Genomic DNA, 7,829 nt, shown 5'->3' with positions numbered 1-7,829 from the left:
GCCCCCGCCCGCACCCCGCACCGGCCCGTCACCCCGCCCCGCCCCACCGACCTCTTCGCCGACCGCCTCCTCGCCGTCCTCAGCGGCCAACGCCCCGTCCACTCCATGCTCCGCCACACCCTCGGCCCCGCCTACGACGACCTGGCGCACCTCGCCGAACGCGGCCCCCTGCGCACCACCCACGGCACCCGCCCCACCGTCCGCGACATCGGCTACTTCGTCCCCCGCCCCGGCGCCATCGAGGCCTTCGCCCGCATCGGCGCCGGAGACCGCCTGCGCGCCATGGCGTTCCGCCTGGAACTCGGCACCGACCACCGCTGGCGCTGCACCGCCGTCGAACTCGGCGGCCCCCGCAGGCCCCGCCCGACGGACGACTGACCGGCCACCCTCCCCGGGCACGCCGAAGGGCCGGGCACCCTCGGGTGACCCGGCCCTGCCGCGAAACTCCCGCCGTACGGCGCCCGCTGACGCCTACTCCGTACGGCTCCTTCTCACCGACTACTTCTTACGACGCCGCCCGGCCTTCGCCTGCTTGCGGCGCTCCGCGCGCGTGAGACCGTCGGCCTCGGAACGCACCGGCTCACCGTCACTGTCGAAGTCACCCTCGATGGTGCCGCCCTCGCCGTCCACGGTCGGCGCGGAGAAGTGCAGGTTCCGCCGCTGCGGAGCGTCCAGACCCTTGGCCCGGATCTCCGGACGCGCCGTCGCCTGCGCGGGCACCACATCCTGCTTGTCCGCGTCCCCGACCGGCTTGGCGTCCTCGACCGGAACCTCCTCGACCTGCTGCTCCACCTGAACCTCCAGGTTGAACAGATAGCCGACCGACTCCTCCTTGATGCCGTCCATCATCGCGGTGAACATGTCGAAGCCCTCACGCTGGTACTCCACCAGCGGGTCCTTCTGCGCCATCGCGCGCAGACCGATGCCCTCCTGGAGGTAGTCCATCTCGTAGAGGTGCTCACGCCACTTGCGGTCCAGGACCGACAGCACGACCCGCCGCTCCAGCTCCCGCATGATCTCCGAGCCGAGCTGCGCCTCACGCGCCTCGTACTGCTCGCGGATGTCGTCCTTGATGGACTCGGCGATGAACTCGGCGGTCAGACCGGCCCGGTCACCGGCCGCGTCCTCCAGCTCCTCGATGGTGACCTTCACCGGGTACAGCTGCTTGAACGCACCCCACAGCCGGTCCAGGTCCCAGTCCTCCGCGAAGCCCTCGGCCGTCTCGGCGGTGACATAGGCGTCGATGGTGTCGTCCATGAAGTGCTGGATCTGCTCGTGCAGGTCCTCGCCCTCCAGCACACGCCGCCGCTCACCGTAGATGACCTCACGCTGACGGTTGAGGACCTCGTCGTACTTCAGGACGTTCTTACGCGTCTCGAAGTTCTGCTGCTCCACCTGCGACTGGGCCGACGCGATCGCGCGCGTGACCATCTTGTTCTCGATCGGCACGTCGTCCGGCACATTCGCCATCGACATCACGCGCTCGACCATCTGCGCCTTGAACAGCCGCATCAGGTCGTCGCCCAGCGACAGGTAGAACCGGGACTCACCCGGGTCACCCTGACGGCCGGAACGACCACGCAGCTGATTGTCGATACGACGCGACTCGTGCCGCTCGGTGCCCAGCACATACAGACCGCCGAGCTCCTCGACCTCTTCCTTCTCGGCCTTGACGGCCTGCTCGGCCTTCTCCAGCGCGGCCGGCAGCGCGGCCGCCCACTCCTCGATGTGCTCCTCCGGGTCGAGGCCACGCTGCCGCAGCTCCGCCTCGGCGAGGTCCTCCGGGTTGCCGCCCAGCTTGATGTCCGTACCACGGCCGGCCATGTTCGTCGCCACCGTCACCGCGCCCTTGCGGCCCGCCTGCGCGACGATCGTCGCCTCACGGTCGTGCTGCTTGGCGTTGAGCACCTCGTGCTGGATACCGCGCTTGCTGAGCTGCTGCGAGAGGTACTCGGACTTCTCGACCGACGTCGTACCGACGAGGATCGGCTGCCCCTTCTCGTGCTTCTCCGCGATGTCGTCGACGACCGCGTCGAACTTCGCGACCTCCGTGCGGTAGATCAGGTCCGACTGGTCCTTGCGGATCATCGGCTTGTTCGTCGGGATCGGCACCACACCGAGCTTGTAGATCTGGTGGAACTCGGCGGCCTCGGTCATCGCCGTACCGGTCATGCCGGACAGCTTGTTGTACAGGCGGAAGAAGTTCTGCAGGGTGATCGTGGCGAGCGTCTGGTTCTCGTCCTTGATGTCCACCCCTTCCTTCGCCTCGATCGCCTGGTGCATGCCCTCGTTGTACCGACGGCCGGCGAGGATACGACCCGTGTGCTCGTCGACGATCATGACCTCGCCGTCGATGACGACGTAGTCCTTGTCCTTCTTGAAGAGCTCCTTCGCCTTGATGGCGTTGTTCAGGTAGCCCACCAGCGGCGTGTTCACCGACTCGTACAGGTTGTCGATGCCCAGCCAGTCCTCGACCTTGGCGACACCCGCCTCGTGGATCGCGACCGTGCGCTTCTTCTCGTCGACGTCGTAGTCGCCGGTCTCCTCCAGGCCCTTGAGCGGGTTGCCCGGCTCACCCCGCTTCAGGCGCGTCACCAGCTTGGCGAAGTCGCCGTACCACTTGGTGGCCTGATCGGCCGGGCCAGAGATGATCAGCGGCGTACGGGCCTCGTCGACGAGGATCGAGTCGACCTCGTCGACGATCGCGAAGTTGTGGCCGCGCTGCACCAGCTCGTCCTTCGACCACGCCATGTTGTCGCGCAGGTAGTCGAAACCGAACTCGTTGTTCGTGCCGTACGTGATGTCGCACGCGTACTGCTCGCGGCGCTGCGCCGGCGTCATGTTGGCGAGGATGCAGCCGACACTCAGACCGAGGAACCGGTGGACCCGGCCCATCATCTCGGAGTCACGCTCGGCCAGGTAGTCGTTGACCGTGATGAGGTGGACGCCGTCACCGGAGAGGGCGTTCAGATAAGCCGGCAGCGTACCCACCAGGGTCTTGCCCTCACCGGTCTTCATCTCGGCGACGTACCCCATGTGCAGGGCCGCACCACCCATCAACTGCACGTCGTAGTGACGCTGGCCGAGCACACGCTTGGCCGCCTCACGCACCGTGGCGAACGCCTCCGGCAGCAGGTCGTCGAGGGACTCCCCGTCGGCGTACCGCTGCTTGTACTCATCGGTGAGGGCCCGCAGCTCGGCGTCGGAGAGGCCGACGAAGTCCTCTTCGATGGAGTTGACCTGGTCCGCGATGCGGTGCAGCTTGCGCAGGATCTTGCCTTCGCCTGCACGCATGATCTTCGAGAGGACGGACACGGGGGTTGGTCTCCTTGCCGGTCGGGCCTGGGACGGTCGGTTTCAATTTGACTTACTGAGCAACGGCCATCGTATGCGAGGACCCCACCACGTCGGGAGGCCTGCCGTGACGCGGACCGCACACTCCTTCGCACCACACGAGAATTCTCCTGTGAAGAGGACAACGGCCGGGCCTTCCGGATGGTGCCGCCTCCCGCCAACGAATTGCGCGAATTGTGACCGCCCCCTCACCCACCGCGAAATCGATGGCGACCGCTGGACACCCACCCGCAGAATCAGCCGATGGAACCCGTCACCCTGACCACCGACCGCCTCGTCCTGCGCCCCGTCGGCCCCCAGGACACCGACGCGGTCCTCGCCGCCGCCCAGGACCCCGAGATCCTGCGCTGGACCACCCTCCCCTCCCCCTACCTCCCCGAACACGCCAGCGGCTTCACCGAACACATCGTCCCCGACGGCTGGGCCGACGGCTCGATGTTCACCTTCGGCGTGTTCCTCCCCGACGGGCCCCTGACCGGCATGCTCAGCCTCACGATGCGCTCCCTCGGCACCGCCGAGATCGGCTTCTGGGCCACCAAGGAACACCGCGGCCGCGGCTACACCACCGAGGCCACCCTCGCCGCCTCCCGCTGGGCCTTCACCCACCTGGCCGTCGACCGCGTCGAATGGCGCGCCGAAGTCGGCAACACCGCCTCCCGCACCGTCGCCGAACACGCCGGCTTCTCCCTCGAAGGCACCCTGCGCTCCGCGATCGACAACAAAGGCGTACGCCGCGACTGCTGGGTGGCCTCCCTCCTCCCCTCCGACCTCGGCCTGCCCTCCACCTCGCCCTACCTGCCCACCAGAAACTGACCGGCGCCCGACAAACCCGCAGGTCACCACTTGCTGTCAGACCCACCCCCTATCGTGCGCAGCATGACCACCCCGCGCCCCACGACCGACCTCTCGGCAGACGAAGCCCGCCGCATCGTCCTGCGCGCCCAGGGCTTCCTCGGCACCCCGAACCGCAAGGCGGGCGTCCGCGGCGTCCTGCGCCACCTCGGCGCGGTCCAACTCGACACCATCTCCGTCCTCGCCCGCTCCCACGAACTCATCCCCTACGCCCGCCTGGGAGCCGTGGGCCGCACCACCGTCGAGAACGCCTACTGGAAACCGACCCCGGGCACCCCCGGACCCCACGCCTTCGAGTACTGGTCCCACGCCGCCTGCATCCTCCCCATCGAGGAGTGGCCCCACTTCGCCTTCCGCCGCCGCGCCTACCGCAGCCGCCCCCTCTGGAACCACCACCTCCCCGAAGGCACCTACGACCAGGTCATCAAGCAACTCCGCGGCGAAGGCCCCCTCACCGCCACCGAGTTGGGCGGCGCGAAGAAGACCAGCGAGTGGTGGGACTGGTCCGGCACCAAGGTCGCCGTCGAACGCGCACTCATGTACGGCGAGGTGGTCTGCGTGGAGCGCCGCGGCTGGAAACGCGTCTACGACCTCGCGGAACGCGCCGTCCCCGAACCCCTGCTGCATGACGAACTGGACGACACCGAATGCCTGCGCCGCCTGGTCCGCCTGGCCGGCCAGGCCCTCGGCGTCGGCACCCGCGCGGACATCGCCGACTACCACCGTCTCAAGGGCGACCAGGTCGACGCCGTGATCGCCGACTCGGGCCTGGTGCCCGTCACGGTCGACGGCTGGGGCAAACCCGCCTGGGCCGACCCCGCGGCCCTGGAGACCGCCCCCCGCGGCCGCCACCGCACCACGCTGCTGTCCCCCTTCGACTCCCTCATCTGGGACCGGGCACGCACGGAACGGATCTTCGGCTTCACCCACCGCCTGGAGGCCTACGTCCCCAAACCGAAACGCGTTCACGGCTACTTCGCGATGCCGGTCCTGGCCGGCGGCCGGCTCGTGGGCCGCGTCGACCCCGCCCGCGAGGGCCGCACCCTGGTCGCCAAGCAGGTCACCCTGGACGGCCCGAAGGCGGTCCCGGCCGTCGCACAAGCCCTGCGGGAAGCGGCGACCTGGGTCGACTGCACGAACATACGCGTGGAACGCGTGGACGCCCCCGCCCTGCGCGAACCGCTCACCACCGAACTGGCCCGCGCCCTCGCCTAGCCACGCTCACCGGATCTCGAGGATCTTCTCCCGCATCGCGTACACCACCGCCTCCATCCTGGAGTGCAGCTGCAGCTTCTCCAGGATGTTGCGCACATGGTTCTTCACCGTGTTCTCGGAGATGAACAACTCCTTGGCGATGTCACGGTTGTTCATGCCCGTCGCGACGAGCTTGAGGACCTCCAGCTCACGGTCCGTCAGCCGCGGCGCGGGGACGAGCCGACGCTCGTCCGTGCGCTGGATCATCGACTTGAACTCGGTGAGCAGCTTCGACGCCATGGAAGGGCTGATCTGCGACTGCCCGTCCGCCACCGCGCGAATCGCGGTGGCCACCTCGTCCGTGGAGATCTCCTTCAGGAGATAGCCGGTCGCACCCGCCTTGATCGCGTCATAGAGGTCGGCCTCCTCGTCACTGATCGTCAGCATGATGATCTTCGCGCTGGGAGCCACCTCCTTGATGGAGGTGCACGCCTCGATGCCACCGCGCTTGGGCATCCGCACATCCATCAGCACGATGTCCGGCAGCAGATCGGCCGCCTTGTCCACCGCCTCCGCCCCGTCACCGGCCTCACCGACGACCTGGATGTCCTCCTCGGCCGCGAGCACGATCTCCAGCCCCCGGCGGAACAGGGCGTGATCGTCCACGACAAGGACCCTGATCGGCTCCTTGCGTGAAGTGCCCCCGTCCGGGCCCATGCCGACGACGCCGTCGTCGGCATCCCCGTCATGCATCGGTCCGAAGCTGTCCGCCATCGTTCCTCCCCCTGAAGGCTGTGGCCGTGGTCCTGTGCCATCGCCAACGCAAGGCAACAACCCACCGGTTGGGCCGTTCCTGCCATGATTCCATGCCTGAAGGACAACGCGGTGACAGAGAGGCGCGCGAAGGGGTCGCACACGGATGCCCCTGGGGGCGCACAAGCGCTCCAGGGGCACCCACTCAAGCCACCACCGGCATCGGTCAGCCGCCCAGTGCGCCGCCCGCCTCGGGGGAGTGCGCCTGCGTGACCATGGTGTCCGTCCGCAGGTGGATCACGCCGTAGTCGTAGGCGTGCCGCCGGTAGACGACGCTGGGTTCCTTCGTCTCGGAGTCGACGAACAGGTAGAAGTCGTGGCCGACCAGCTCCATCTCGTAGAGAGCCTGGTCGAGGGTCATCGGAGCGGCGACATGGGTCTTCTCACGCACCACCAGCGGGCCGTCGCCCTGCACTTCGAGCGAGCCGATCTTCTTCGTCGGCACGCTCTCCGACTCGTCGGCCGGAACGGGGTGGCCGTTGCCGTTGAGGGTCGCGACGCCCGGGACGTGGTCGGGGACCTCCGCTGCCGTGAGCCGGCGTGCACCGCGCCGCGTGTAACGCTTGTCGTGCTGCTTGCGCAGCTGGGCGTCCAGCTTCTCCGCCGCCAGGTCGAGTGCCGCGTACGGGTCGCTGGCCGCTGCCTCCGCCCGGATCACGGGACCACGGGAGCGGAGCGTGATCTCCACTCGGTCGCACCGGTCGGCCTGTCGAGGGTTGGGCTCCTTGGACACCTCGACGTCGAGGCTGATCACCTTGCCGTCGAGCTTCTGGATCTTCTCCAGCTTCAGCTTCTCGGCCACGTGCTTCCGGAACCGCTCGGGCACCTCGGTCTTGCGGCCCTTGACGACGATGTCCACGCAGAACTCCGTTCCCGGATCGCTCCGCATCAGCGGCGGAGCATCTCCCTTTTGCAGCAGGCTCCGGTGAGTGCCGGAACCTCGGACTCGGTGACGTCCACCTCCTCCTCCCCCATGGGCGAGATCTCCACCCCAAGTGCTGCGGGTGATTACCGAAACCGCAGCACGGCATTCGGCTTAGAGAGGTGTGGCCTGCGGCTTTCCCTCACAACCGAACATATCTCGCTCGGACGGATGTCGTCACCCTCTACTGCCGCGTACCTCCGTTCAGGTGAATTGGCCTTCTCATTACCTGCAACGACGCAAGTTCTCCCTCAGTTCCGGTTTATGTCGAACGACTCCGGCGACGCGGCGACCACCGCCGCACGGAGCAGGTCACCGCCTCGCCCCGGCGACATCCGGCCCCGGGACGGCTGTACCCCTCTGCCTTCCCGACCGACAGCCACATACACAGCCGTCTCCGCGGCACCTTCAATTACGCCTGGATGCGACGGGGTGAACCGGCCGAGGGGCGGAGGCAGGGGCGGGGGCGCCGGGGCGAGGCGCTCGGCGTCCCTGGTTCTCCACACGGGCTCCAGCGGGACGGCCCCGGCCGTGGCTGCGCGCTTCGGGGCGACAGCCGCCCGCACGGCGCGCGCCGCCTCCGCGAGGGAAGCGCCCGTGGTGACGACGTCATCGACCAGCACCACCGAACCGCCGCGCAGCACACGCGCCCCTCCCGGCGCCACGGCCAGCGCTCCCACCATGTTCTCCAGCC

6 protein-coding genes are annotated in these 7,829 nt (G+C 68.4%); 3 read left to right on the top strand and 3 right to left on the bottom strand.

The annotated features are described in order from the left end of the window. A partial coding sequence (locus tag ALMP_RS04770; protein WP_264924925.1) for an Rv3235 family protein occupies positions 1-378 on the top strand: 378 nt, incomplete at its 5' end. Between the two features lie 120 nt (positions 379-498). Here ALMP_RS04770 and secA read toward each other — a convergent pair. After that, positions 499-3,315, bottom strand: a complete 2,817-nt coding sequence (gene secA / locus ALMP_RS04765; RefSeq protein ID WP_264924924.1) for a preprotein translocase subunit SecA — start codon at positions 3,313-3,315, stop codon at positions 499-501. A 282-nt stretch (positions 3,316-3,597) separates the two neighbouring features. On the opposite strand from secA, the gene ALMP_RS04760 reads away from it, so the two are divergent. After that, positions 3,598-4,167 (top strand): GNAT family N-acetyltransferase, encoded by a 570-nt coding sequence (locus ALMP_RS04760; RefSeq protein ID WP_264924923.1) that lies wholly within the window; start codon positions 3,598-3,600, stop codon positions 4,165-4,167. Positions 4,168-4,230: 63 nt separating this feature from the next. Further along, positions 4,231-5,421 (top strand): winged helix-turn-helix domain-containing protein, encoded by a 1,191-nt coding sequence (locus ALMP_RS04755; protein WP_264924922.1) that lies wholly within the window; start codon positions 4,231-4,233, stop codon positions 5,419-5,421. Between the two features lie 6 nt (positions 5,422-5,427). On the opposite strand, the gene ALMP_RS04750 is transcribed toward ALMP_RS04755, so the two are convergent. Together ALMP_RS04750 and hpf are read right to left on the bottom strand one after the other, a co-directional pair. Further along, positions 5,428-6,174, bottom strand: a complete 747-nt coding sequence (locus tag ALMP_RS04750) for a response regulator transcription factor (protein ID WP_264924921.1) — start codon at positions 6,172-6,174, stop codon at positions 5,428-5,430. A gap of 205 nt (positions 6,175-6,379) precedes the next feature. Then, positions 6,380-7,072: a ribosome hibernation-promoting factor, HPF/YfiA family gene (gene hpf, locus ALMP_RS04745; RefSeq protein ID WP_375803432.1), complete on the bottom strand. Its 693-nt coding sequence runs from the start codon at positions 7,070-7,072 to the stop codon at positions 6,380-6,382. Between the last annotated feature and the right edge of the window lie 757 nt (positions 7,073-7,829).

Origin of the sequence: Streptomyces sp. A012304 (assembly GCF_026008495.1) — a bacterium.
Classification (GTDB): domain Bacteria; phylum Actinomycetota; class Actinomycetes; order Streptomycetales; family Streptomycetaceae; genus Streptomyces.
Note: the sequence above shows the minus strand (reverse complement) of the source record. Positions and strands in the feature narration are given on the sequence as shown.

What these genes read in the sequence shown, in the direction of transcription:
- ALMP_RS04760 (WP_264924923.1), top strand. Translation starts at nt 3,598, where the DNA reads ATGGAACCCGTCACCCTGACCACCGACCGCCTCGTCCTGCGCCCCGTC.
- ALMP_RS04755 (WP_264924922.1), top strand. Translation starts at nt 4,231, where the DNA reads ATGACCACCCCGCGCCCCACGACCGACCTCTCGGCAGACGAAGCCCGC.
- ALMP_RS04750 (WP_264924921.1), bottom strand. Translation starts at nt 6,174, where the DNA reads ATGGCGGACAGCTTCGGACCGATGCATGACGGGGATGCCGACGACGGC.